Raw genomic sequence first — 21,910 nt, 5'->3', positions numbered from 1 at the left:
ATAAAAAATCTAGCGAAATTGTATCACGACGCGCCTTAAAAGCCAAAATAAGATAAAAATGCTATAATTGCGAAATTTTAATTCAGGAGTGAAAATGGAAGGGTTCGTAACTACGGTAATAGTATTTTGCGTCCTCATCGCGGCAGTTCTAAAGATGGGGGTCAAGATCGTCTCACAATCGGAAATTTTAATCATCGAGCGGCTGGGTCGCTTTCACAAGGTGCTTGACGGCGGCTTTCACATCATCGTGCCGTTTTTTGACGCGGTGCGCGCGAAGATGAGCGTGCGCGAGCAGCTCGTAGACATCAGCAAGCAGCAGGTCATCACCAAAGATAATGTCAACATAAGCGTGGATGGTATCGTGTTTTTAAAAGTCATCGACGGTAAGATGGCGCTTTACAACGTCGAGGATTATCGCCGCGCGATTTCAAATTTAGCGATGACCACGCTACGTAGCGCGATCGGCGAGATGAGCTTAGACAGCACGCTTAGCTCGCGCGATCAGCTAAATTCCAAGCTACAAATCGCTTTGGGCGACGCTGCGGATAACTGGGGGGTAAAGATCATGCGCGTGGAGATCTCCGAAATTTCGGTACCGCACGGCATCGAAGAGGCGATGAATATGCAGATGAAAGCCGAGCGCGAAAAGCGCGCGATCGAGCTTAAAGCCGAGGCGGAAAAAGCAGCCCTCATCCGAAACGCCGAGGCGCTAAAGCAGGAGAAGGTGCTCGAAGCCGAGGCGATCGAGCGTATGGCGGATGCGAAAAAATACGAGCAGATCGCGCTTGCGCAAGGTCAAAAAGACGCGATGGAGAGCATCAATATCGCGATGGGCTCGTCACACTTCGCCGCCGAATACCTGCTCGCGCAGGGTCGCGTAAATGCTTTTAGCGAGCTATCCAAAAACCCGAGCAAGGATAAAATTTTGATCCCTTACGAAACGAGCGAGCTTATCGGCTCTCTTAGCGTGCTTAAAGAATTCTTCGGCAAAAACGGCGCGAAGGAGCTCAAATGAACGCGCTGATTTTTATCATAATCGGCGTGATTTTGGCGATCGTCGAGCTTTTGGTGATGGATTTTACCTTTATATTTTTCAGCGCTGGATTTTTCATCACGGGGCTTTTGAGCTTCGGTTTTCATCTTGATTGGGACGTGCAAATTCTACTTTCGTTCGTGCTTTCTTTCGTGCTTCTAATCGCATTTAAAAAGCCGCTAAAATCACGCTTTTTCAAACCAGAAGAGAAGCATAAGGATAATTTTTTAGACGAAAGCGGCACCGGCACCGTCAAAAACGGCATGGTATATTTCAAAGGCACGTTTTGGAAAAGCGATGAAATTTCGGATCTTAACGAGGGCGACCGCGTCGAAATTTTAGGCGTAAAAAACGGCCAGATCGTGATTAAAAAAGATAGCAGTCGAAATTCTAGCGGCGCAGACGGCGTAAATTTAAATGACGGCTACGCAAATTTAGGCGGCGCGGACAGCACGAGTGCCGACGATAAAAATTCTAACGCCGCCGCAAGCAAAGACGCGCAAAGCTCTGACGCTAAACAAGAAGCGTCCGCAGATCCGAAAGAGGCATAGAGTGAGCGCTAAAACCGCACCGAAAAAAACGATCAACAGCAAAGATGAAATTTTAAAATTTTTATCGTCGCAAAAAAAGAGGCTTTTTGCGGTGGGCGTTACCGAGCTAGGGCTTTTCGGCAGCTACGCCAAAGATAGCGCCGACGCGTTTTCAGACATCGACATCGCGATCGAAACCGACGGGGCAAAAATGGTAAAAAATCTAGGAAACCCTTTTTCGGCGCTGGTTTTTTTAGACGATTTTAAAAAAAAGCTCTCCGGTAAATTTAATGTAAATGTCGATCTGTGCGATACTACCTCTTTAAGTCGCGAAGAAAAAATGAAGCTACTGCAAGGAGCGATTTATGTTTGAAAGATCAAGCATCGAGCGATTAAAAAAGATATCTGATAAAATTTCATCCATCCTAAAAAAATGCGAGGGCGGCGTAGCGCAGGCTCTTGCCGACGAGGACGTTTTGCAGCCTGCGATAATGATGCAGTTCATCAATATCCACGCCCTGCTAAAGGGTCTGCAAGAAAGCAACGATTTGCAGGCTTTGGCGATCTTTAGCAAAGATGAAATAAGAGCTATCAACGCCACCAGGAATATCGCCTCGCACGAATACGAACGGCTAAATTTTGAGCTGATAGAGATAGCGATCAAGGACTATCTACCGACGCTAAATCAAAAAATCACCAGCGCACTAAAACCGTATCGCAAAGGCAAATCGGAAGGATAAATTTGAAAAGACTAAGTATAGATGAAGCCTTAAATTTAATAGAGCACGCCGATCTAAACGAGCTTGGACGCGCGGCGTTTGCCCGCAAGCGCGAGCTGCATCCGGATCGCGTCACGACTTTCATCATCGATCGAAACATAAACTACACCAACGCCTGCATGATAGATTGCAAATTTTGCGCATTTTATCGCCACGCAAGCGACACAGACGCCTACGTGCTGAGCTTTGAGCAGATCAGCGAAAAGATCGAGGGGCTCATCGCCGTGGGCGGCACGCAAATTTTATTTCAAGGCGGCGTCCATCCGAAGCTGAAAATCGAGTGGTACGAGGATCTCGTGGAGTTCATCCACAAAAATTACCCGAGCATCACGATCCACGGCTTCTCGGCGATCGAGATCGATTATATCGCGCGTCTTAGCGGCATCAGCACGCTTGAAGTACTTCGCAGGCTGCAAGCCAAGGGGCTTTACTCGATGCCTGGAGCCGGAGCCGAAATTTTAAGCGACCGGGTGCGAGACCTCGTAGCGCCGCGCAAAAGCGACAGCGCCACGTGGCTTAGAGTGCACGAGGAGGCGCACGGCATCGGCATGAAAACGACCGCCACGATGATGTTCGGCACGCTTGAAAGCACGCGCGAGATCGTAGAGCACTGGGATAAAATCCGCGAGCTGCAAGACCGCACGGGCGGCTTTCGAGCGTTCATTTTATGGAGCTTTCAGGGGCAAAACACCCGCCTTTTACGAGAGCATCCCGAGATCAAAAAGCAAAGCCCGAACCGCTACCTGCGCCTGCTCGCCGTCTCGCGGCTATTTCTGGATAATTTTAAAAACATCCAAAGCAGCTGGGTCACGCAGGGCAGCTACATCGGGCAGCTGGCGCTGAAATTCGGCGCGAACGATCTTGGAAGCACGATGATGGAGGAAAACGTCGTAAAGGCGGCAGGCGCGAGCTTCCGGATGAGCAAGGACGAGATGATAGCGCTGATCCGCGACGTGGACGAAATACCCGCCAAGCGCAACACCAACTACGATATTTTGGAGACGTACGCTTAGGTGTGGGCTTTTGCGCGTTTGCGGCAGGAATTTATGCGCTTACGGCTAGAATTTAGCGGTAAAATTTTGTCTTAAAACAGATAGCGAATTTTCTCGATAGTAGAATTTTGCAACGAAATTTAAAATTTTGATATGGGTGTGGGTTTAAATTTACTGGCACGAGCGGAATTTGCACGGCAAAATTTCATTTTGCTGTGGAATTTCGCCTTAAAATTTTTTGGACGCGAAATTCTACGCTGCGAGATCAGCGCGGCGTAGACGGCGCGCAGAAGGCATTTTGTGAAGGCGCTTGCCGCGTTTGCAGCGACAAAATATATTGCGGCTTTTTACGCCGCATAGCTGCGTGGTGTTTGGCAGCAGCAATACGCCCCGTTTAGGCGTTAGCGAATACATTTCGCCTCATAGCTGGAATGCGCTGCGGCGGGAAGCCGTTTAGGGCGCTGAAATTTTACAAAACGTGTGGTGCGATTAAATTTAAAATTTTAAGCAGGATGAGTAAAACCGTCCGAGCGTAAAATTTTAAAAGCGAGCCCCGGCGCAAATTTAAAAAGCGGCGCGGCTGCGCCAAAATTTTAAAACTGCGCCTGCAAGAGCGATAAAATTTAAAAATTTTATAAAGGAAAACGATGGAAAAAAAAGAGATTTCACTCAAAACTAAAGGCGGTAAGAGCGCTAAAATCGACTTTTTGTATCAGTTCGACGATTCGCTGCCGGTGGCGAGCTTTAAGTTAATTTTTAAAGCAAGCGGCGCGGTGAGCGAGAAGACCCCGGGTCTTGCGCGTATCTGCGCGGGCGTTTTGGGCGAGGGCTCAAAGACGCTAGGAGTGAGCGAATTTCACCGCAAGCTCGATATCCGCGCGGTCGAAATCAGCGCCGCGAGCAATTTTGAGACCTTCGGCATCCAGCTAAACTGCCTAAAAGAGCACTTCGATTTCGGTTTAGATATGCTGCGGGAGCTGCTTAAAGAGCCCAATTTAACGCCCTCGGTGCTCGAAAAGCTAAAAATGCAAACCATAGGCGAGCTCGCCGTGTTAAAAAGCGAGTTTGATTACATCGCGACGTGCAACCTAAAAGCGCTTCTGTATCCGCGCACGAGGCTCGAGCGGCCGCTCATAGGCGACGAGGCGAGCATAGAGCGGATCACTATGAAGGACGTGCGGGAGTTTTTCGCCTCGCTGAGTTTAGAGAATTTATACGTCGTTTTATGCGGCGACGTAAGCGATAAAAACCCGAAAATCGCGGAAATTCTAAGCCTCTTTGCAAGTGGAGAAAAGCGCGAGCTGCCGTTTTTCACGCCGAGCGATGCGAAAAAGATAAAGATCCAAAAGGAGCAGACGCAGCAGGCCTACATCTACTTCGGCGCGCCCTTTACGCTGCCAAAAGAGCAGGAGTTCATCGCAAACACTGCGCTTTTCGTGCTCGGAAGCAGCGGTTTCGGCAGTAGGCTAATGGAGCGCATCCGCGTTAAGCACGGGCTTGCGTACTCGGTCTATGCGCGCGGTGATTTCGAGCTTAGCCGCCGCGAGTTTTGGGGCTATCTGCAGACCAAAAACGAAAATTTACAAAACGCCGCCGCGCTCGTAAAGGCAGAGATCGCGAAATTTATCGCCTCTGGCGTGAGCGAATCGGAGCTGAAAAGCGCCAAAAAATTCCTAATCGGAAGCGCCGTGCTGCAAAAAGAGACGATGTTTAAGCGAGCGGCGATCGCGCAGAGCGAGTATTACAAGGGCTACGCATTCGGCGAGTTCGAGCGAAATTTAAAGCGCATCGAGACGCTAAAACTAGGAGTGCTCAACGATTTCATCAAGTCGCACGACGAGATTACAAACCTAAGCTTTTCCGTCATTTGCGATGAGGCCGCTGCGAAAAAGGGGCTTAAAATTTAGCCCGTCGCGGCGCGTATCTCCGTGATCAGCATAAATGGGTAAATTTTAAATTTATAAAGCGGTGCAGACGGCGCTAAATTTTACTTTTGCGCTCCGCTTGCGGACAGCTTTGTGCGTTTAAATTTAAAACGACGCTTGCGTCGCGTTAAAATTTGCGAGGTTTTGCAGAAGCGATTAAATTTGCAAGCCTTACAAAAGCGGCTAAATTTAAAGGCGCCGTGCGCGACTCGGTAAAATTTCAGCGCACAAAATCAAAGCCCGATTTCGCACGCCGTCTGTAAGCCGCGCCGTGAAAATTTCAAGCGATCACGCTATGTTTAAAACCCAGTGCGCACCGCAAAGACGCGGCCGCCAAACAAAATACGCGCAAGGCGGCAAAATTTACAGGCGCGGCCGGCTAGCGAATTTGCCGCAATGGGTGAAAATTTTGAATAAATTTAAGCAAGCGTTCGATGCGGCGCATAAAATTTTGATCAAATTTAGGCGGACGATTCCACTGCGGCGCATAAAATTTTGCAGCGCAATGGCTTAACGCCTATAAAATTTAAAGGATGAAAATTGATTTTTGAAGCAAAAGACGCGGCGACGCTGCAAAAGGCGGGCATTACGACGCTTTTGGATCTGGCGCTGCTTCTGCCCAAAAGCTTCGACGATCTAAGCGTCAGAGACGCGCCGTGCGCGGGCGAAAGCACGGCGGAGGTCGAGTGCCTCTTCCAGCACAGGCGCGGCTCGATGCTCATCGTCACGGCGCACTGCCTCAGCTGGGAGCGCGAGATCAAAATCGTGATCTTTAACGCCAAAAACTGGCACTTCGGCGCTTTTAAGCGCGGCAAAAAATTTTTCATCCACGGCAAATGCGACGAGAGCTTCGGCTCGTGGCAGTTCGTAAACCCAAAAATCGTAAGCGAGCCGGGCAGGATCGCGCCCAAATACAAAGCCGCGCTGAGCGACGCGGCAGCGCAAAAGCTGATTAAAAAATATCTAAGCGCGGGCGCGCTTTTAGCCTGCGGACTGCACGCGGACGAGGCGGCGGTACTGCTCGCGCTACACGAGAGCTCGCCGCGCAGCGTGCGAATGCTAGCCGCGCTAAATAGGCAGATCAAGGAGGGCGGCGCGGAAAATTTCGGCGAGTGCGACGACGTTTCAAACAGCGACAGAATTCCAAGCGGCAGTGAAATTTCAAGCGACGAAATTTCAAGCAGCGATAAAATTTTAAATGACGACGGAATTTCAGATAACGGCGAAATTCCAAGCTCACAAAGCCTCGCTGCCGCCGAAATTTTAAACGGCAGATCGCAAAATGATGAAATTTTTAGGGGTAAAATTTCAAACTATCCGCAAAACGGTAGAGCTCTTGCCTGCGAAGCAAGCAGAGGCGCGGAGAATGAAATTTTAAGCGGCGAAATTCCAAAGGGTGCGGAGACTTCACTCCCCCCAAGCCTCCGTGACGGCAAGATTACGAGCGATAAAATTTTAGATGGCAAAGGGCGCCAAGCGCACGATGCAGAGATTTATAACGACGAAAATTTTAACGTTCAAAGCGGCACTGATTTTCTTGCCATATACGGCACGGAGTCGCGCAGAGATGAAATTTCGGACGACTTCAAAGCCGATAATGAAGCGGTTGCAAGCGGCGATAAAATTTCAAACGACCTAGTATCCGATGTCCAAACAGTGACACGGCCAGCAGACACTCAAGCTGCAGCCTCCCAACCTATGCTAGAGCATGCCGCAACCAAGCAGTCCATAGTCGAACAACAAAATTTAAGCGCCCAAGACGTAGATGCGCAATCCGCAGCGGTTCAAACTTCAGACGTTCGAATCGCAAATTTGCAACTCGTAGCCGCCCAAAATCAAGAAACAAGTGGGAAACCTACGGCAATCCAAACTTCAAGCCAAGTAGCGAGCGCGCAATTCGCGACCACCCAAACTTTGAACGCACAAGCTACGGGCGCGCAGGCTACAAGCGATCAAACCGAAAATGTTCAGACGGTAGTAGCTGTGCAGACCGCAGAGCCTACAATCGCTCAGGTCGCAAGCGCCGCCGAGGCTGTTCAAGACGCGCTCGCCGCACCGATGAGCGCTTCGCGCGATTGTGCCGTGCAACCTACGCATTATCAAACTGAAACTATCCAGACCGCAGCCGCCCAAGCTACAACGATCATACCTACAATCGCTCAAATTGCAAGCGACGCTGGAACTGTCCATGCCGCCGAGGCCTTACAGGCTGCAGCCGTCACACAGATGAGCGGAGCTGCGATTTTACGCACGCTGAAATTTGTAGAAATTCTAAACTACTTGCAAAAGCTAAGCGCGAAAAAAACGAGCTTTCCAGCGCAAATTTACCCATTGCACGACATTTCGGACTGGCTCGCTTCGCTTCCTTTTGAGCCTACGCGAGATCAGTTAAGCGCGATAAAGGACATCGCTAGCGATCTGCAAAGCCCTCTGGCGCGCCGCCGCGTCGTCATGGGCGACGTAGGTAGCGGCAAAACACTCGTGATCCTCGCCGCTGCGGCTATGAACTACCCGCGCATCAGCTATCTGATGGCGCCTACGAGTATCTTGGCCGAACAAATTTACGCCGAGACGTGCCGTCTGCTGCCGCCGCAGATCAAAGCCATGCTCGTAAAAAGCGGCGATCGCGAGCCGAATTTCGCAGACGCGCACCTTATCATCGGCACTCACGCCCTGCTCTACCACGAGCTCGCGCCGTCAAATCTCATAATGGTCGATGAGCAGCACCGCTTCGGCTCCAACCAGCGCGAAAAGATCGCGCGCCTAACGGGAAGCGGCGAGTTTCGCGCGCATTTCATTCAATTTAGCGCCACGCCGATACCGCGCACGCTGAGCATGATCCAATCCGAGCTCGTGAGCTTCAGCTTTTTAAAACAGCTGCCATTTGAAAAGCAGATCAAAACCAAAATCCTGCAAAACGACGGATTTGCGGGCTTTATGCAAGATCTGCACCGCGAGCTCGCCGCGGGCAATCAAGCGATCATCGTCTATCCGCTCGTGCAGCAAAGCGAAAGCTCAGTTTATCAAAGCCTTGAGGAGGCGGCGCCGTTTTGGAAGGCTCAATTCCCAGATGTCCTGATCACCCACGGCAGTGACAAGGACAAGGAGGAGGTCCTGCGCCGCTTCCGCGACGAGGGGCGGCTGCTGATAACTACGACGATCGTCGAAGTGGGTATCTCGCTACCGCGGCTTAGCGTCATCCTAATCGTAGGTGCCGAGCGGATGGGGCTCGCGTCGCTTCATCAGCTGCGCGGACGTGTCGGGCGTAAGGGGCAAGCGGGGCGCTGCTACCTCTACACCAAGCTCAAATCTCCGCCGCAGCGCCTGCGCGAGTTCGCAGCGACGCTGGATGGATTTAAGGTCGCAAATATCGATCTGAAAAACCGCCAGGGAGGCGATCTGCTCGGCGGCTCGGTGCAGCACGGCGCGATGTTTGCGTGGTATGATTACGAAGAGGACGTAACGGCTGCGGCAAAGCAGCGACTGAAAGACATAGGACGGGGTGCATGAAATTCTACGAGATGCGATAGAATTTAAACGTAATTTTAGCCGCGGCAAAATTTTACGAAGCGAATGCGATTATGAGGTAACGGGCGATCTGATATAAAATTTGAAATTTCACGGCGCAGATTGCATCGGATAAAATTTAGAGCTTTACCAAGCGTCGTTTGCTTTTAATTTCTAAAATCTATGCAACTTAAAGTCCAAAAAAAGGAGAGCAAAATGGTTTACGTGACCTACGACAAGGCAAAATGGCACTGGGGCGCGAAAAATGCGCCGACAGATATTCCGCAGGAAAACGGCGCGACGCACATCGCGTTTTTCTTCCGCTGGTGCATGGAGCGCAAGCTTTACTCCAAGGACTTCGCGGCGGATTTCGCGGACGATATAGCGCGGATGGACGATAGCTTTGATTACCGCCGGTATTTTTTGGGCGCCATGGACGGCGTGCTGGGCAGCGAGGAGCTAAACACCGCAGGCAAGGCCTTTGCGAAGGCCTACTACGCCACGGACCGCACGAAATTTGCCAAAACGCACGGCTGGTATTTGCAAGATTACGACGATTTCGTCGCGCGCAAATTCGGCGATAAAAACTTCGACAACGCCTATTTTTACATAGAAAACTCGCCGCAAAATTACGCCGAGATCAAGGCTATCATTGATCGCCGCTACGAGGAATTTTTGAGCTTCAAGGCGGCGAAGTAGAAATTTTACCGCCGAGCTTAGCCGGTTAAAAATACACGCCTAAGCCGAAACGGCGCGCGATCTGCATCGCGGTAAAATTTAAAATTTTATGCAATGTGTTAAATTTTGCGCAGCGCGTAAGCTTTAAATTTACATAGCATGGCGCGAGCTGGCGCGACACATCGCAAATTAAATTTTAAAATCAAACCGCTTCGCGGTGCGGGATATATCAAACCCAGCGGCGCGCTGTTTTTATAAACCTGATGCTGTATTTGCAAGCTCTCAGCATGCAATATTAGCAGCCGTTACACCGATCGTCGCGCCGTAAATTTTATAAACGCCGATCGTTTAAAACAATTTTCAAAGATCGCGCAATCCGCATTTTAAGATAAATTTGAAATTTTAAAATCATCGCGGCGCGTGATGTAAATAAGCAGAACCTATACAAAACCGCGAGCGGCAGGGCTTAAAATTTAGGAAAATTTAACTATAATCGCCGCAAAAATTTGAAAATTTTAAAATTTCACAAAGGATTTCATAGATGATCAAGGCACTTCGCGGTATGAACGATATTTCAGGCGAGCAGGCGCGCATCTACTCGCAAATTTTAAACGTGTGCGAGCGCGTGGCGCGCAATTACGGCTTTTGTCTCATCGAAACGCCTAAGCTCGAACAGACCGCGCTATTTCGCCGCAGCGTCGGCGAGAGCAGCGATATCGTCGGCAAAGAGATGTATGAGTTTAGCGACAAAAGCGGCGATAGCGTCTGCCTGCGCCCTGAAGGTACCGCGGGCGTCGTGCGCGCCTTTATCGAAAAAAAGCTAGACCGCAGCGGCGGCGTGCATAAATTTTATTATCAAGGCTCGATGTTTCGCTACGAGCGCCCGCAAAAGGGGCGCCTGCGCGAGTTTCATCAATTCGGCGTCGAGTGCTTCGGCGAAAATAGCGTTTATGAGGATGCGAGCGTGATCTTGATGTTAGCTCAAATTTTACGCGAGCTAAATGTCGCCGCAACGCTTAAAATCAACTCTTTAGGCGATGAGGAGTGCATGCCGGCGTATAAAACCAAGCTCGTAAATTTCTTACAAGAACGCAAAGACAGGCTCTGCGAAGACTGCCAAAGGCGCATCGACACCAATCCGATCCGCGTACTGGACTGCAAAAACGAGAGCTGCCAGAAAATTTTAGCCGCCGCGCCTCTTATAACGGAAAATTTAAACGACGCATGCGCCGCGGAATTTGCGCAACTGCAAAGAATTTTAACCCAAAACGGGCAAAAATTTCAGATCGATCCGAAACTCGTGCGCGGGCTTGACTACTACTGCAAAACCGCCTTTGAGTTCGTCTCATCCGAGCTTGGCGCACAAAGCGCCGTAGGCGGCGGCGGGCGCTACGACAGACTCGTGGAGTTTTTAGGCGGCAGAAAGACGGCGGGCGTGGGCTTTGCGATCGGTATCGAGCGAATAGCCGAAATTTTAAAAACGCGCGAAAGCTCACAAGCGCGCGAGGGGCTTTATATCGGCGCACTGGATGAGGCGTTCGTAAGCACGGCGTTTTCGTTTGCGCTAAAGCTGCGAAAGTTTTGTAAAACTCAAATTTCATACGAGCCCAAGGCGCTTGCGAAGCATTTAAAAGCGGCTGACGGGGCGGAGGCGAAATTTTGCCTTTGCATCGGGCAGGACGAGTTTGATCGCGCCGAGGTATGGTGCAAAAATTTAGAGGATCAAAGCACCTTTGCGATCAAATTTAAAGAGGTCGAAGCATTTTTTAAGGATAGAGCATGAGCGATTACGGACTAAATATTTGGGGAAATTCCAACTTCACGATAGACGGGGGCAAACTATGCCTAAACTCCGATTTCAAGCAGCCTTTAGTGGATATAATAAAAGAGATCCGCGCAGACGGCGTGCGAGGCCCGATACTGCTGCGCTTCCCGCACCTCATCAAAAAACAGATCGTTGAAATTTACTCAAATTTTAACCGAGCCATAAAGGAGTTCGGCTACAAGGGAAAATTCCACGCCGTCTATCCGCTTAAAGTAAATCAATTTCCGGGCTTCGTTAGAAATTTAGTCGATATCGGCGAGCCTTACGGATACGGACTCGAAGCCGGCAGCAAGCCCGAGCTGCTGCTAGCGATGGCGTATAATAACTACGGCGCGCCGATTACCGTAAACGGTTTTAAAGATAAGGAACTCATCAATATCGGCTTCATCGCCGCAGAGATGGGGCATAACGTAACACTTACAATCGAGGGGTTAAACGAGCTTGAAACCATCATCGAAACGGCTAAGGAGCGATTCGCGCCAAAGCCATTCATCGGGCTTCGCATCAGGCTGCACAACTCCGGAAGCGGTATGTGGGCGAAAAGCGGCGGGATAAATTCCAAATTCGGCCTTACCTCGACCGAGCTTATAGAGGCGATAAATTTACTCAAGAAAAACGACCTCATCGAGCAGTTTACGATGATTCATTTTCATATTGGCTCACAGATTACAGAGATTCATCCGCTCAAAAAGGCCCTCATCGAGGCGGGCAACATCTACACCGAGCTTCGCAAAATGGGCGCAAAAAATTTAAAATCCATAAATTTAGGCGGAGGGCTCGCTATCGAATACTCTCAAGCCAAAGAAAGCTCCAGTCGCAACTATACGCTAAAAGAATACGCCAACGACGTAGTCTTTCTGCTAAAATCGATCGCGCAGGATAAAAAAGAGGCGGAGCCCGATATTTTTATCGAGAGCGGCAGATACGTAGCCGCCAGCCATGCGGTGCTCGTAGCGCCGATTTTGGAGCTTTTTACCCAAGAATACGCCGAAGAGAAGCTCGCCCTAAAAAAGGACAATCCGCCGGTAGTCGCCGAGCTATACGATCTGTATAAAACTCTAAAGCCGTCCAACGCGCTAGAGTATCTGCACGACGCCATGTCGCATATGGAGAGCGTGCTTACCCTTTTTGATCTGGGCTACGTCGATCTGATCGACCGCTCAAACGGCGAAATTTTAGTTCATCTAATAATGCGAAAGGCGTATGGAATTTTAGGCAACAAGCAAGAATACAGCAATTTCTTAAACTCCCTAGGCAACGCCCAAGAACGCTATTTGGTAAATTTTTCGATCTTTCAAAGCCTGCCCGATTTTTGGGGCATCAAGCAGCACTTCCCAATCATGCCGCTAGAGAGGCTGGACGAGCGCGCCACCCTATCAGCATCGATCTGGGATATCACCTGCGATAGCGACGGCGAGATAGAATTCGACAATCAAAAAAATCCGCTCTTTCTGCACGATTTCGATCCTGAAAAAGAGGAGTATTTTTTGGGCTTCTTCCTTGTCGGAGCCTATCAGGAGGTGCTTGGCATGAGCCACAACCTCTTTGCACACCCAACAGAGGCGACCGTGATTTTAAAGGATGACGGCGGCTTTGAGATCAAGGATTTTATCGAATCTCAATCGGTCATCGACATCTTGGAGGATATGGACTACGACGTAGTAGATATCCGCGAAAGCCTAAATGAGCGCGTCGAAAAATCAAATCTTATCGGAGATAAAGAGAAAAAGCATATCCTGGGCGAGCTATATCTGTTTTTAAACGACAACAGCTATCTAAAGACGATCAAATGAGTTTTTGGCAAATTTTAAAACGGGACTTCACCGAGCCCTTGCGCCAAGACCCCGCATGCAACAGCGTATTTGAGATATTTTTCTGCTATCCAGGCGTCTGGGCGCTAATAAATTACCGCTTCGCGCATTTTTTCTACGAGCGAGGTTTTAAGCTCATAGCTCGCGCGATTAGCGGACTTAGCCGCATAATCACCGCCGTAGATATCAACCCGGGCGCACAGATCGGCTCGGGCGTATTTTTCGACCACGCTACGGGGCTTGTCATCGGAGAAACGGCGATCATCGGCGATAACTGTCTGATCTATCAGGGCGTAACTCTCGGTGGCGTGAGCTTAGAGCACGGCAAGCGCCATCCGACGCTGCAAAACGGCGTCGTAGTGGGCGCGGGAGCCAAAGTGCTAGGCAATATCACCATCGGCGAAAATTCCAAAATCGGCGCAAATTCCGTCGTCGTAAAGGACGTCGCGCCAAACTGCACCGCCGTAGGCGTGCCTGCTAGAATTTTAGGCGGCTGCGAGAGCGATCCTTTGGCACATAATAAAATTCCTGATATCAGCCAGGAGCTTATCAAATATCTCATCAAGCGTATCGAAATTTTGGAAGATTGCATCTGCAACGGCAGAAAAGATATCTCCGCAATGGATGAGGATCTAAATAAATTCTACGAAGAGTATCTGAAATCATTAAAATAAGAGGATCAAAGTGAAAAAAGCTCTATTTTTTACAATTTTTGCTATTTTGTCGGCAAGCGGCAGCGATGCTAATAGCGCGAAAAATTCCGCGGACGACGCCAGAATAAGCCTAGTAAAAAGTCTATACATCAAGGACACCTATTTTGGCGATCACAAAAATGCCCTATCAGCTTCTTTCAAATCCGTGCTTATGCAAGATGAAGCCTCTGCCGGCGAAGGTGAGGTAGGCTGCTTGGACTACAATCCGATAATCGGCGGTCAAGATGTCTGCGACGACGCGAAATATGATTTTGAGCTAGGGCAGCGCGACACCGTCGTAGTGACACAGACCTGCCCCTACGGTGCGCAGACGATAATCTACAAATTCGTCCGTAGCGGAGGCGATTATAAAATCGACGATATCTACGACCAAGACCCAAGCGGCGGCAGGGCTTTTAGCGTCAAAAATCAAATTTTAAATTGTCTAAACCAATCCAAGGAGCATCAATGAAATTAACACTTTCAAGTCGCGTAAGCAAGCTCGGCGAAAGCCTAACGATCGCAATCAGCACCAAAGCCAAACAGATGAAAGCTCAGGGGCAAGACGTCGTAATCCTAAGCGCGGGCGAGCCTGATTTCGATACCGCAGAAGTCGCCAAAAGGGCGGTCATAGAGGCTATGGCTAAGGGCTGCGGAAAATATACGCCGGTTGCCGGCACGCCTGAAATTTTAAATTTAATCGCACAGAAGCTAAAGCGTGATAATGCTCTAAACTACAGGCCTGATCAGATCATCACCAACGTAGGCGCCAAACACTCGCTATTTAACGCCTTTAACTGTATCTTAAACGAAGGCGATGAGGTTATAATACCGGCGCCTTATTGGGTCACTTACCCCGAAATCGTAAAATTTTGTGGCAGCAAGCCCGTCATCGTAGACACCAAGGCGGAAAACCGATACAAAATCACCGCCTCGCAGCTCAAAGCCGCGATCACGCCGCGCACGAAGGCACTGTGCCTTTTCAACCCAAGCAACCCCGCAGGCGCCGTATATTCGCGGCAGGAGCTGCAAGAGCTTGCGGAAGTGCTAAAAGGTACGGATATTTTAGTAATTGCCGATGAAATTTACGAAAAAATCGTCTTCGGCAAGAGCTTCATAGCCGCAGCAAGCATCAGCGAGGATATGTTCGGGCGCACCGTGACGATCAATGGGCTAAGCAAATGCGGCGCAATGCCCGGCTGGCGCTTCGGATACACCGCCTGTGCGATCGATGAGCTAAATAAGGCGATGATCAGCCTGCAAAGCCAAAGCGTCAGCAACGTAGCAAGCATCGTCCAGGCAGGCGCTATGCCGGTGCTGCGCGGCGAGGCGGATGATTATATCGAGGAGATGAGGCGCGAATACGAGCGCAGGCGTGATTTTGGCACAGACGCGATAGGCGCGATCCCAGGGCTTAGTGTCGTAAAACCAGATGGCGCATTTTATTTCTTCATAGATTGCTCCCAGGTAGAACCCGATAGTATGAAATTCTGCATGCAACTGCTAGATAAAGGGCTCGTAGCCACGGTGCCAGGAAGCGGATTTGGCATGGATGGGCACTTCCGCATAAGCTTTGCATGCTCTATGGAAAATCTAAAACGCGGCTTTGAGCGCATAGAAAAATTCGTAAAGAATTACCACAGATAGGCATGCTAGCGAAATTTGAATCTAAATTTGTCGTAGCTTAGCGGCGAAATTTTTTACATAAAATTTAATGCAGCTTAGCGGCAAATTTAGTGTGGCACGGCACAGCTCGGTGCGAGATTAAAGCAAATCCGGTGCGATGCAGCACGGAATTTAACTCAAATTCCGCCCATCACAGCACGATACAGCTCGGCTTAGCTCAGATAGCGCGGTAGTTTAGTGCGGTTAAAATTAACGTTTTTATCCGAGGCGTTAAGTTCATTCCATGCTGTTTTATCCAAAAGTATTTAAATTTCGCCGTTTAATTCAAAATTATAACTATCGCGAGCTTGGCGATAAAGGCTAATTTGCCCTTGCTCTACTTAAGAACGATTAAGTTTCGCGCCGTTTTATTCAAAAACATTAAAATTTCATACTTGCCGATGCTACTTCGATTTCCCCAAATCCTTTACGTTTTACTCAAGAGCTTTTGATTTTTATACCGCCGCATTACGTCGCCTGCCGCGCGAAATTTTATCTCGGCGGCGATATTTCTAGCGCGGATGGTTCGGCGCGGCACGCAGGCAGATCCGACTGCCAAAGCCTAAATCCGCTTAAATTTAAAATTCCAAGCCCGCTCGAGTTAAATTTCAAACCTAGAGCCCGTTTAAGACGCGTGCAGGGCGAGCATAAATACGCGCGCCGTCCAAACGGCGCATGGACGAGACGATCCGCGCCTCGTCCTATCGCGCCGATAAATTTCGAATACGGCGGCGATCCTGCTGCGATGCACCGCGATATGCTTTTGCAAATCTCGCATTGAAATACCAATTTGCGACTTGTATTTCGGCGGCATGCCGCGACACGTTTTTGCGAACGGCTCGTTTGTGGCGGCAATATCGGAGCCTGCGCGGGCAACACACTGCGGTTTTACAAATGGGTAAAATTAGTCCGTTTATCTTATCCGTTCGTTTCCAGCGGGCGCTTGCACGCGCGGGTTCAATCGAGTTTTGATATTTTGATATACGGCGTAGCATCCGCGACGCAAAAATGAAGCGGTCCGTGCGCGCGACGCAAAAACGCAGCGGCGCGAAATACAGAGGTGCAGGAAACGGCCGAGCAGTGCGGACGAAACGAGCGGCGGGAGTAAGACAATCTTTTAAATTTTACTCTCGCAAGCCTTAAAAAAATCCACTGCGTCACGGCTCGACTTCTTTTTCTGCGTAGCTCGCCGCACTGCCAAAATTTATCGCATGACGAAATCAAGTAGTTTAATCGCGCAGGTTCTGCCAAAATCGCCCGCTCAAATTTTAAAAAATCTCGCCATTTACTTTAAATTTTATCGATAGGCCGCGCAAAATTTACGTCAAATTTCATCGTCTCGCTAAGTTAAAATTTCGGCTCCTTTAAAATTTTCCTCTGTGCGAGCTCTCGGAATTTCTCCTTTTTTTAAAATTTTAACGCACATTTAACTAAAAAATTCAATAATTTCAAATGTATATTTTACTTTTAAAGGAGAACATATGAGAAAAACCGCCCTTGTTTTAGCGCTTCCGCTCTTTTTTACGCCCGTTTTAGGCTTTGATGTAGCCAAACTCAACGCCAAAAAAGCCGTACCGTACGAGCAAAAGACGCAGGAATTTAGGCTACCCGTAGGCATCGACGAAAACGGCGTCATAGACGAGGCGAAGCTCGGCGACTCGCCTTATGCAAAGACCGTCATCTACGGCGCGAAGCTCATCAACGAGACGACGAGGTATCTCGGACCGCAGACAAAGGACGAAAAAATGCGCTTTGCGGGCAACAATCTCTCCTGTTCGAGCTGCCATACGAGCGGCGGCGTCGTGCCAGATCAAAGCCCGTTTGTGGGTATCTACGCGAGATTTCCGCAGTATGTCGCGAGATCGGATCAGCTAGTCACACTGCAAGACCGCATAAACGGCTGTTTTCAGCGCTCGATGGCGGGCAAAGCGATCCCTACGAACTCCAAAGAGATGCGCGCGATGATCGCCTACATGCACTGGCTCTCCGCAGGATATGAGGTCGGCGCAAAAGTAAAAGGCCAGGGGCTGCCGAAGGCGCAATTTTTAGATCGCGCAGCAGATCCTAAAAAAGGACGCGAAATTTACGCCGCAAAATGCGCCGCCTGCCACGGCGAAAACGGCGAAGGGATAAAAAACGAGGGGTTTGCTCAAAGCGGCGATTATTACACATTCCCCGCGCTTTGGGGCGATGACAGCTACAATACGGGCGCCGGTATGTATAGGCTCATCGAAGGAGCAAGGTATGTCAAAGCCACTATGCCTAAAGGGGACGCCTCGCTAAGCTGGGAGGAAGCTTTCGACGTGACGGCGTATATAAACTCAAAACCACGCAAGATCAAACCCGATAGAAAGAAAGATTTCCCCGATCTAGACGTCAAGCAGATGGATATGGACGTGGGGCCCTACAACGACGGATTTGACGAGAACGATCACCGCTTCGGCCCATACAAACGCATGATCAAAAAATAAAATCAAACGCCGTCCTCGCGGCGGCGGAATTTTGACGTAAATTTAATGCGGCTCGGAATTTAACGCAAATTTAGTGCGACGCGACATAGAATTTAATGCAAATAGCGTGTTACGGCACAGATTTCAAAGCAAATTTGCGATGTGCGGTATAACTTGAAATTTACTGTAAATTTGCACAGTACGATATGGCTCAGCGCGAGATTAAAATACAAATTTTGTGTATATTATTTCTCGCCCGCCCTACTCGCCGCTTTTGCCCGCTTTTATCATCTTTATAAATTCCTTTGCGAGCTTGGAGGGTTTTTTATACACGACCGAAAACGACACGTCCAAAAGCGGCTCATCCGCGACGTCAAAGAGCGTGATGTAGTCCTTTTGCGTCTCAAAAATATACCGCGCGAAGCTGAAACTCACGCAAAGCCCCGCCGCGACCATCGCATTAGCCACGTACAGATAGGAGGTGTCGCAGAAAATTTGAGGCGTAAAGCCCGCGTTTTCAAAGATCTTTTTGAAGTTCGATTCGCTTTTTAAAATTTTACTGCTGATTGCAAATTTATCGGATTTAAACTCGCTAAGTGCGATTTTAGGGTATTTCTCGGTAGAATTTATACTAGCTCGCGAAACAGCAGGATGAGAGGAGCAGACGCTTAGAAGCAGCCTGCGCTTTTTTATAAACTCGCACTCAAGCCCCTCCGCGAAAAGCTCGCCGAAGTGCGCGGCATAGACGATGTCAAGCTCGCCGCTTTTTAGCATCTCGATGAGCGCGGGCTCGGAGTGAGCATGCACGATCCTGATATCAGCCTTCGAAAACCTACTGTAAAACATCGCGATGATCTTTTCGATAAATTTAAAGCTGGTCGAGGTCGCGCCGATTACGAGCTTGCCCGTCTTGATTGACGAAAGCCCGCGGATTTCGTTATTTAGCTCCTTATTGAGCCTAAGCATATTTTTCGCTCTGGCGATGTAAATTTCGCCCGCGTAGGTAAGCTCAAGCCCATTTTTTCTATCAAAAATTTCGATCCCGAGCTCCTTTTCCAAAAGCATAATGCTCTTTGAAAGCGACGGCTGCGCTATTCCAAGCTCGCTCGCCGCTTTTGTAAAGCTTTTAAGCTCCGAAATTTTTACCGCAAATTCCATATGTCGCAGGCTCATTTTTTGCCCCTTCGGTTGAAATTTTATAGCCTTTAGCTATTAAATTATATACCAAATAACATTTGACTTACATAAAGATTTAATATAAAATTACGACATTAATCTTTAAGATTAAAAAATCTCTAAGTAAAGGGGCAAAATATGCAGAGACGCGACATACTGAAAATGGGTATGGTAGGAGCCGGTGCACTCGCACTTAGCGCTGTAAATGCACAAGCAAGCGCAGTGGACGCAAAGGACGTCAAATTTGACGAGGAGTGGGATGTAATCATCATCGGCAGCGGCTTTGCTGGACTTGCGGCGGGCTTAAAAGCAGCCGAGAAAGGTAACAAAGTCTTGATTCTAGAAAAGATGGCTCGTATCGGCGGAAACTCAGTCATCAACGGCGGCGGTATGAGCGTGCCGATGAATCCCGTGCAGGAAAAAACGGGCGTTAAAGACAGCAAAGAGCTATTTATGAACGACTGCCTAAAGGCGGGCCTTGGCATCAACCACCCCGAGCTTTTAAGCACCCTGGCCGATCGCGGCTTGGACGCGTTTAAATTCCTCGTCGATAGCGGCGTGCAATTTAAGATGGATCACTGCGCGCACTTCGGCGGACACAGCGTCGCGCGCTCGATGCTAACGACGAATGATAGCGGCTCTGGCTACATCCAGCCGATGCTTGAAAAATTTGAAGCGCTAAAAGATAAGGGCTGCGAGCTTCGCCGCCGCGCAAAATTTGACGATTTCGTAATGGACGGAGATCGCGTGGCGGGCGTCGTGATCCGCGAGGAGTATAAATTTGATCCAAATCTCTACAGCGACGATCTTGAAAACACCAGCGGTACAAAAAAGACGCTCAAAGCCAAAAAGGGCGTAGTACTCGCAGCGGGCGGCTTTTGCCGCGATAAAATTTATCGCAAGCTTCAAGACCCGCGTATTCCAGATGATGTCGATAGCACAAATCACGCTGGAGCTACCGCAGGCGTGCTACTAAAAGCCTTTGAAATCGGCGCATATCCGGTGCAGGTCGATTGGATCCAGTTCGGTCCGTGGGCGAGCCCCGATGAGAAGGGCTTCGGTACCGCTCCGATTCTAACTCAGCAAGGCACCTTTAAATACGGTATCGCCGTGGATGTTCGCAACGGCAAACGCTTTATGAACGAGCTTGCAGACCGCAAGACCCGCGCGGACGCGGAGTTTAAAATTTTACGCGAGGATCCAAAAGCCTATCCGATAACCTTCGCCGATACCAAAATGGCGTTTAAAGACCTAAGCGAAGAGGTTATTTCTAAAGGCATGGCAAGCGGAAAGCTAGTGGGCGAATGCGCTACGCTCGACGATATCGCCAAAAAATACGGCGTACCTGCAGATGCCTTAAAAGAGAGCGTCAAAAAATACAACGAAGGCGTTAAAGCTAAAAAAGACGAGTTCGGCAAACAAGAAAGCGCACTTAGCGAGATCAACGAAGCGGGACCTTTCTACGTCATCCGCCTCTCGCCGAAACCTCACCACACGATGGGCGGTCTAAAGATCAACACCAAAGCCGAGGTCTTATCATCTAAGACGAATAAGCCGATCCCAGGCCTTTGGGCTGCGGGCGAGATCACCGGCGGAACTCACGGCGCAAGTCGCTTAGGCACCGTCGCGATCACCGACTGCATAGTTTTCGGAATGATCGCAGGCGAGCAGATCGCCTAATTTAGTCGGAGCGTAAGCTCTTTAAAGCCTTGCAGGCTAGCTTTCGCGAGCCGGCAAGGCAGTTCTCTAAAAGGTTGCAAATGAAAAAAATCAGTTTTACGGCGCTGTTTCTGTGCTGTATCATCGCGACTATGTTCGGCGCGCCGAGTGCTAACGACGCCAACGCCACGAACATAGTCGTTTCAGATGAGCTTCGGGCAAAATACAAAATCAAACCTCATCACGAGCATTTGTCGTTTGACTGCGTCGATTGCCACATAAATCAAGGAAGCGATCCGTCAAAATTTAAAAACATCGGCGATAAAGGCTGTATCAGCTGCCACGGCGACAAAAAGCAGCTCGCTTTGAGGCTTAAATTTATGGATACGCTCAAGGCTAATCCGCATAACTCCGTCCACGACGGTCCTACGCTATACTGCGACGAATGCCACAACGAGCACAAGGCATCTACGAATATGTGTACCGAATGCCACGAGCACGAAGTGCCGCAATGGATGGGGGTGACGCCATGAGAATTTCTAAAAAATTACTAGCGCTTATCATCTTAATAAGCGGTATTATAGGGTTTTTCGTCGTCGTGCCGGTGCATTACGCGCTCGAGAAAACGAGCACCGATAAATTCTGCGACGTCTGCCATGAGATGGATCCGATGGTGATCGCCTATCAAGACGACGTCCATTCGGGCAAGGGCAAAACGGGCATCAAAGCCCAATGCGTCGACTGCCACCTACCGCACGACAATATCGTAAAATACGTCTATCAAAAGGCCAAAAACGGCGTGTTGGAAGGCTACTCGCACTTCTTTGACGAGCCTGAAAAATTTGATTGGAACAAAAGGCGCGAAAACCGCGAGCATTATGTGTTTGACAACGGCTGCACGAGCTGCCACGCTACCGTGATCGACAGCAAAATCACCTCCGAGCAGGCGCAGCGCATGCACGCGCACTACAAAAAGCTCCTAGGCACCGAGCGCGAGCTCAAATGCGCGAGCTGCCACGTAAGCGCAGGTCACGGCATCGGGCTTCGCAACTACCTAGAGTACTGGCGACCTACGTATAAAATTTACGAAAAGAAGATGATGGAGGAGAAGATCAAAGCAAAGAAGAAATTCTTCGGCGACGAGTATAAACCGAGCGCCGAAGAGCAGGCCTTTATGGACGCTTCTAG

19 protein-coding genes are annotated in these 21,910 nt (G+C 49.4%); 18 read left to right on the top strand and 1 reads right to left on the bottom strand.

Annotated features, from left to right (window positions below; genetic code table 11):
* Positions 1–94: 94 nt before the first annotated feature.
* The 15 genes from Q0537_RS08735 (at position 95) to Q0537_RS08665 (ending at position 17,908) form a co-directional block, all read left to right on the top strand.
* On the top strand, positions 95–1,015 hold the full coding sequence (locus Q0537_RS08735; RefSeq protein WP_299227218.1) for a stomatin-like protein: 921 nt from the start codon (positions 95–97) through the stop codon (positions 1,013–1,015).
* Entirely contained in the window at positions 1,012–1,584 is a 573-nt protein-coding gene (locus Q0537_RS08730) for an NfeD family protein (protein ID WP_299227215.1), read from the top strand. Before Q0537_RS08735 ends, Q0537_RS08730 begins: the two co-directional genes overlap by 4 nt.
* A 1-nt stretch (position 1,585) precedes the next feature.
* The gene (locus tag Q0537_RS08725; RefSeq protein WP_299227212.1) at positions 1,586–1,936 is read left to right on the top strand and encodes a nucleotidyltransferase domain-containing protein; all 351 of its coding nucleotides are present in this window, start codon (positions 1,586–1,588) and stop codon (positions 1,934–1,936) included.
* The gene (locus tag Q0537_RS08720) at positions 1,929–2,303 is read left to right on the top strand and encodes a HepT-like ribonuclease domain-containing protein (RefSeq protein WP_299227209.1); all 375 of its coding nucleotides are present in this window, start codon (positions 1,929–1,931) and stop codon (positions 2,301–2,303) included. Before Q0537_RS08725 ends, Q0537_RS08720 begins: the two co-directional genes overlap by 8 nt.
* Before the next feature lie 2 nt (positions 2,304–2,305).
* Positions 2,306–3,355 carry a dehypoxanthine futalosine cyclase gene (locus tag Q0537_RS08715; RefSeq protein ID WP_299227207.1) on the top strand — a complete coding sequence of 350 codons (1,050 nt, stop codon included), beginning with the start codon at positions 2,306–2,308 and terminating at the stop codon, positions 3,353–3,355.
* Positions 3,356–3,981: 626 nt separating this feature from the next.
* Entirely contained in the window at positions 3,982–5,241 is a 1,260-nt protein-coding gene (locus tag Q0537_RS08710) for a pitrilysin family protein (protein WP_299227204.1), read from the top strand.
* A gap of 732 nt (positions 5,242–5,973) precedes the next feature.
* Entirely contained in the window at positions 5,974–8,769 is a 2,796-nt protein-coding gene (recG, locus tag Q0537_RS10445) for an ATP-dependent DNA helicase RecG (protein ID WP_366811424.1), read from the top strand.
* Positions 8,770–8,982: 213 nt separating this feature from the next.
* Positions 8,983–9,465, top strand: coding sequence for a hypothetical protein (locus Q0537_RS08700; RefSeq protein ID WP_299227201.1), 483 nt, complete (start codon positions 8,983–8,985; stop codon positions 9,463–9,465).
* Between the two features lie 520 nt (positions 9,466–9,985).
* On the top strand, positions 9,986–11,227 hold the full coding sequence (hisS, locus tag Q0537_RS08695) for a histidine--tRNA ligase (protein ID WP_299227198.1): 1,242 nt from the start codon (positions 9,986–9,988) through the stop codon (positions 11,225–11,227).
* Positions 11,224–13,062 (top strand): biosynthetic arginine decarboxylase, encoded by a 1,839-nt coding sequence (speA, locus tag Q0537_RS08690; protein ID WP_299227195.1) that lies wholly within the window; start codon positions 11,224–11,226, stop codon positions 13,060–13,062. Before hisS ends, speA begins: the two co-directional genes overlap by 4 nt.
* Positions 13,059–13,754 (top strand): serine O-acetyltransferase, encoded by a 696-nt coding sequence (gene cysE, locus Q0537_RS08685; RefSeq protein ID WP_299227192.1) that lies wholly within the window; start codon positions 13,059–13,061, stop codon positions 13,752–13,754. The genes speA and cysE overlap by 4 nt, the downstream gene beginning before the upstream one ends.
* Before the next feature lie 10 nt (positions 13,755–13,764).
* On the top strand, positions 13,765–14,244 hold the full coding sequence (locus Q0537_RS08680) for a hypothetical protein (protein WP_299227189.1): 480 nt from the start codon (positions 13,765–13,767) through the stop codon (positions 14,242–14,244).
* Positions 14,241–15,419, top strand: coding sequence for a pyridoxal phosphate-dependent aminotransferase (locus Q0537_RS08675; protein ID WP_299227186.1), 1,179 nt, complete (start codon positions 14,241–14,243; stop codon positions 15,417–15,419). Before Q0537_RS08680 ends, Q0537_RS08675 begins: the two co-directional genes overlap by 4 nt.
* A gap of 466 nt (positions 15,420–15,885) precedes the next feature.
* The gene (locus Q0537_RS08670; protein WP_299227183.1) at positions 15,886–16,218 is read left to right on the top strand and encodes a hypothetical protein; all 333 of its coding nucleotides are present in this window, start codon (positions 15,886–15,888) and stop codon (positions 16,216–16,218) included.
* A 700-nt stretch (positions 16,219–16,918) separates the two neighbouring features.
* On the top strand, positions 16,919–17,908 hold the full coding sequence (locus Q0537_RS08665) for a c-type cytochrome (protein ID WP_299227180.1): 990 nt from the start codon (positions 16,919–16,921) through the stop codon (positions 17,906–17,908).
* Between the two features lie 240 nt (positions 17,909–18,148).
* On the opposite strand, the gene Q0537_RS08660 is transcribed toward Q0537_RS08665, so the two are convergent.
* Positions 18,149–19,060, bottom strand: a complete 912-nt coding sequence (locus Q0537_RS08660; protein ID WP_298959418.1) for a LysR family transcriptional regulator — start codon at positions 19,058–19,060, stop codon at positions 18,149–18,151.
* 141 nt (positions 19,061–19,201) lie between these two features.
* On the opposite strand from Q0537_RS08660, the gene Q0537_RS08655 reads away from it, so the two are divergent.
* From Q0537_RS08655 to Q0537_RS08645, 3 genes are all read left to right on the top strand, one after another.
* Complete coding sequence (locus tag Q0537_RS08655) at positions 19,202–20,743, top strand: flavocytochrome c (RefSeq protein WP_299227177.1); 1,542 nt, start codon at positions 19,202–19,204, stop codon at positions 20,741–20,743.
* 80 nt (positions 20,744–20,823) lie between these two features.
* Positions 20,824–21,255 carry a cytochrome c3 family protein gene (locus Q0537_RS08650; RefSeq protein ID WP_299227175.1) on the top strand — a complete coding sequence of 144 codons (432 nt, stop codon included), beginning with the start codon at positions 20,824–20,826 and terminating at the stop codon, positions 21,253–21,255.
* On the top strand, positions 21,252–21,910 hold a 659-nt coding region (locus Q0537_RS08645), incomplete at its 3' end, for a NapC/NirT family cytochrome c (protein WP_299227298.1). The genes Q0537_RS08650 and Q0537_RS08645, both read left to right, overlap by 4 nt.

The organism is uncultured Campylobacter sp. (genome assembly GCF_938017775.1).
In the GTDB taxonomy this organism is placed as follows: domain Bacteria; phylum Campylobacterota; class Campylobacteria; order Campylobacterales; family Campylobacteraceae; genus Campylobacter_B.
Note: the sequence above shows the minus strand (reverse complement) of the source record. Positions and strands in the feature narration are given on the sequence as shown.

Bases quoted from the DNA above. Each gene is read 5' to 3' on its own strand.
- speA (WP_299227195.1), top strand. From the start codon at position 11,224: ATGAGCGATTACGGACTAAATATTTGGGGAAATTCCAACTTCACGATA.
- Q0537_RS08720 (WP_299227209.1), top strand. From the start codon at position 1,929: ATGTTTGAAAGATCAAGCATCGAGCGATTAAAAAAGATATCTGATAAA.
- Q0537_RS08730 (WP_299227215.1), top strand. From the start codon at position 1,012: ATGAACGCGCTGATTTTTATCATAATCGGCGTGATTTTGGCGATCGTC.
- cysE (WP_299227192.1), top strand. From the start codon at position 13,059: ATGAGTTTTTGGCAAATTTTAAAACGGGACTTCACCGAGCCCTTGCGC.
- Q0537_RS08675 (WP_299227186.1), top strand. From the start codon at position 14,241: ATGAAATTAACACTTTCAAGTCGCGTAAGCAAGCTCGGCGAAAGCCTA.
- Q0537_RS08655 (WP_299227177.1), top strand. From the start codon at position 19,202: ATGCAGAGACGCGACATACTGAAAATGGGTATGGTAGGAGCCGGTGCA.
- hisS (WP_299227198.1), top strand. From the start codon at position 9,986: ATGATCAAGGCACTTCGCGGTATGAACGATATTTCAGGCGAGCAGGCG.
- Q0537_RS08665 (WP_299227180.1), top strand. From the start codon at position 16,919: ATGAGAAAAACCGCCCTTGTTTTAGCGCTTCCGCTCTTTTTTACGCCC.
- recG (WP_366811424.1), top strand. From the start codon at position 5,974: ATGCTCATCGTCACGGCGCACTGCCTCAGCTGGGAGCGCGAGATCAAA.
- Q0537_RS08650 (WP_299227175.1), top strand. From the start codon at position 20,824: ATGAAAAAAATCAGTTTTACGGCGCTGTTTCTGTGCTGTATCATCGCG.
- Q0537_RS08660 (WP_298959418.1), bottom strand. From the start codon at position 19,060: ATGAGCCTGCGACATATGGAATTTGCGGTAAAAATTTCGGAGCTTAAA.
- Q0537_RS08710 (WP_299227204.1), top strand. From the start codon at position 3,982: ATGGAAAAAAAAGAGATTTCACTCAAAACTAAAGGCGGTAAGAGCGCT.
- Q0537_RS08735 (WP_299227218.1), top strand. From the start codon at position 95: ATGGAAGGGTTCGTAACTACGGTAATAGTATTTTGCGTCCTCATCGCG.
- Q0537_RS08700 (WP_299227201.1), top strand. From the start codon at position 8,983: ATGGTTTACGTGACCTACGACAAGGCAAAATGGCACTGGGGCGCGAAA.